Genomic DNA, 3204 nt, shown 5'->3' on the forward strand with positions numbered 1-3204 from the left:
GCCCAAGGCCGCAAAGGCGCGCAAGGCTCCGGCCGAGGCGGGTCCGAAGGCTGCCGCCCCGAAGCTTGGCGCCGCGAAGCCGCCTGCCTCGAAGGCCCCCGCCGCCAAGGTCGAGACCGCGCCCAAGCCGCGTGCGGCGGCCCGGCCGAAGCCCCGCCCGGACGACGTCGAGGCCCCGGTCGCGCCGATCGTCGAAACGCCCCTTCAAGCCGCGCCGAAGACCGCCGCGCGCCGCAAGGCCGCCGAGCAACCCGCGCCCGTCGCGCCGCCTGCGCCCGAAGCGCCCGCCCGCGAACCGATCACCATCTGGGCCATCTCGGACGGCCGGGCGGGCATCGAGGCCCAGGCCGTGGGCCTGGCGGAGGCCGTGGCGCGCCAGGTCCCGGCCAAGATCGTCGTCAAGCGCGTGGGCTGGAGCGGCCGGACCGGCCGCCTGCCGTGGTGGGCCAACTGGCTGCCCCGACGCTGGCTGACGCCCGAGAGCGGCATCGAGGCCCCGTGGCCGGACCTGTGGATCGCCGCCGGCCGCGCCACCCTGCCCCTGTCGATCCGCGCCCGCCGCTGGTCGGCCGGCAAGACCTATGTCGTGCAGATCCAGGACCCACGCGTCCCGGCCAACATGTTCGACCTGGTGATCCCGCCCAAGCACGACCGGCTGACGGGCGACAACATCCTGCCGATCACCGGCTCGCCGCACCGGGTGACCAGCCAGCGGCTGGACAGCGAGTACGCGAAGTTCAAGGACCGGATCGACGCCTTGCCGCGCCCGCGCGTGGCGGTGCTGCTGGGCGGCAAGTCCAGGGCCTTCGACCTGTCGGCCCTGCGGGCCGCCGAGATGGCCCACCAGATCCAGCTGCCGCTGGAGCAGGAGGGCGGCAGCCTGCTGATGACCTTCTCGCGGCGTACGCCCGACCAGGCCAAGGCTCTGCTGACGGCCCGCCTGCGCCACCTCCCGGGCATGATCTGGGACGGCCAGGGCGCCAATCCCTATTTCGCCTTCCTGTCGGCGGCCGACTACATCCTGGTCACCGAGGACTCCACCAACATGGCCACCGAGGCGGCCTCGACGGGCAAGCCGGTGTTCATCCTCAAGATGGACGGGACGAGCCTGAAGTTCCGCCTGTTCCACCAGGAGCTGGAGGGCATGGGCGCGGCGCGGCCCTATGGCGGCGCCTTCCACGGCTGGACCTACGAACCGGTCGACGAGACCGGTCGCGCGGCGGCCGAGGTGGTGGCGCGGATGGACGCGCGGGGCGGGGCGGCAAGCGCTTAAGGCGAGCTCCAACGCCGCTTGCTCGGGACAGTTGTTCTTGTTATGTTCGCGACATGACGGAACCCGCCACTTCAACGCCGCGGCCAGGCAAGGCCGCCCGCAACGAAATGAGAAAGGCCTTGGCGACCACGGGCAACGCCCTGTCGATCGCCATGTTGGTGACGGTTTATCTGCAGCCCATGTCGTCCGGTCGAGCCGTCGGGCTCGCCGGCGCCTCGGCGGTCGCCGCCTTCATTGCCTTGCAGGTCGCCGCCCACTATGTTTTGCGCAAGATGGAGGACTGAGCATGGATCCGATCTCCATACCGCTGACCTTCTTGCTGGCCGGCGCCTTGGCCTATGGCGTCTACTGGGCTTTCAGCAAGTTCGACCGCCGCTGATCCTCGCTGTTCTCCAGGCCCGCATGGGTTCCGAACGCCTGCCGGGGCGGCCGTCCATGCCGCTGGCCCGGGCGCCGCTGGTCGTCCGCCAGATCGAGCGGATGGCGCGGGCGCGGCGCATCGACGACATCGTGGTCTCGACCACCACCGACCCCGCCGACGACGCCCTGGAAGCCGTGGTCCGGCACGAGGCGATCGCCGTCCATCGCGGCCCGCCCCAGGACGAGCTAGCCCGCCTGGCCGGGGCCTTGGACGCCTATCCCGCCGACCACGTGGTGCGGATTGGCGACGACAGCCCCCTGATCGACCCCGACCTGATCGACGCGACCATCGACCTGCACCTGTCGGAACACGCCGACCACACCACCAACCGCTCGCCCGGCGCGGCCTGGCCCGCCGGCCAGGGGGTGGAGGTGATCACCGCCGACGGCCTGCGCCGGCTGGCCGCCGAGAGCGCGGCGCTGCGGCTGCGGGGCGACGCGCCCGAGACGCCGCCGGCCCCGACCCGCTGGTCGTCCCTGGCCCTGCTCGCCCAGCCCGACCAGGGCGACGTGCGCTGGGCCGTCGAGAGCCCGGCCGACTACGCCTTCGTGGCGGCGGTCTATGACGCGCTGTATCCGGTGAACCGCGCCTTCACCTCGGCCGACGTGCGGGCGCTTCTGGCGCTGCGGTCCGACCTGGCGACGTTCGGAGGCGTAAGGCGGCTGTGAGGGCCTTGGTCATCGATCCCCACCCCCATTTTCAGCCGTCATTCCCGCCCTTGTGGCGGGGGAATGACGATCTTGAAGAGAACCTGACTGTGCCCCCCTCCCCCCGCATCCTGTTCCTCGCCGACGCTGGTCCCCGCGTGGGCGGCGGACACGTCATGCGCAGCCTGACCTTGGCCCGGGCCCTGGAAGCGGCGGGCGCGACCTGCGCGTTCGTCGCCCCGCCCACCGTGGCGGCGGTGCTGGACGCGTTCGGGCCGGACATGGCGCGGGTCGAGACCGGCGAGGTCGAGACGGCGCAACTGGTCGAGGCCGCCGCCAATGCGGTCCAGGATTTCGACGCCGTTGTCATCGACCACTACGGCCTCTCGGCGCCCGACCATCGGCGGATCGCCGCCGGCCGCCCCACCCTGGTCATCGACGACCTGGCCGACCGCCCCCTGGCCGCCGACCTGATCCTCGACTCCGGTCCGGCCCGCCAGGCGGCCGACTATGACGGCCTGGTCCCGGCGCACGCCGAGCGGCTGCTGGGTCCCAACCATGCCCCCGTCCGCCCCGCCTTCGCCGCCCTGCGCAAGGACGCCCTGGTCCGCCGGGCCGACGCCCCGCCGGTGCGGCGGATCCTGGTCTCGCTGGGCCTGACCGACGTGGGCGGGATCACCGGCCGGGTCGTGGACCTGGCGCTGCCCCTCCTGAAGCAAGGGGGAAGTGGCGAGGCCGTGCTGGACGTGGTCCTCGGCTCCGGCGCGCCCAGCCTGCCGCGCCTGCGCGACCTGGCCAGGACCGAGCCGCGCCTGGCGCTGCACGTCGACAGCCAGGACATGCCGCGCCTGACCCTCCAGGCC

The 3204-nt window shown here is 72.8% G+C and carries 3 protein-coding genes and 1 pseudogene; all 4 read left to right on the forward strand.

Annotated elements, in window-relative coordinates:
- Positions 1-298 precede the first annotated feature (298 nt).
- A pseudogene (locus AC1DZ6_RS23540) lies at positions 299-1241 on the forward strand (mitochondrial fission ELM1 family protein); the annotation flags it as partial.
- Positions 1242-1392: 151 nt separating this feature from the next.
- Entirely contained in the window at positions 1393-1557 is a 165-nt protein-coding gene (locus AC1DZ6_RS23545) for a hypothetical protein (RefSeq protein WP_477099529.1), read from the forward strand.
- Positions 1558-1648: 91 nt separating this feature from the next.
- The gene (locus AC1DZ6_RS23550) at positions 1649-2362 is read left to right on the forward strand and encodes a cytidylyltransferase domain-containing protein (RefSeq protein ID WP_477099531.1); all 714 of its coding nucleotides are present in this window, start codon (positions 1649-1651) and stop codon (positions 2360-2362) included.
- A gap of 89 nt (positions 2363-2451) precedes the next feature.
- The coding region (gene pseG / locus AC1DZ6_RS23555) for a UDP-2,4-diacetamido-2,4,6-trideoxy-beta-L-altropyranose hydrolase (RefSeq protein WP_477099530.1) at positions 2452-3204 on the forward strand (753 nt) is incomplete at its 3' end.

The organism is Caulobacter sp. P1_B12_2 (genome assembly GCF_056406675.1).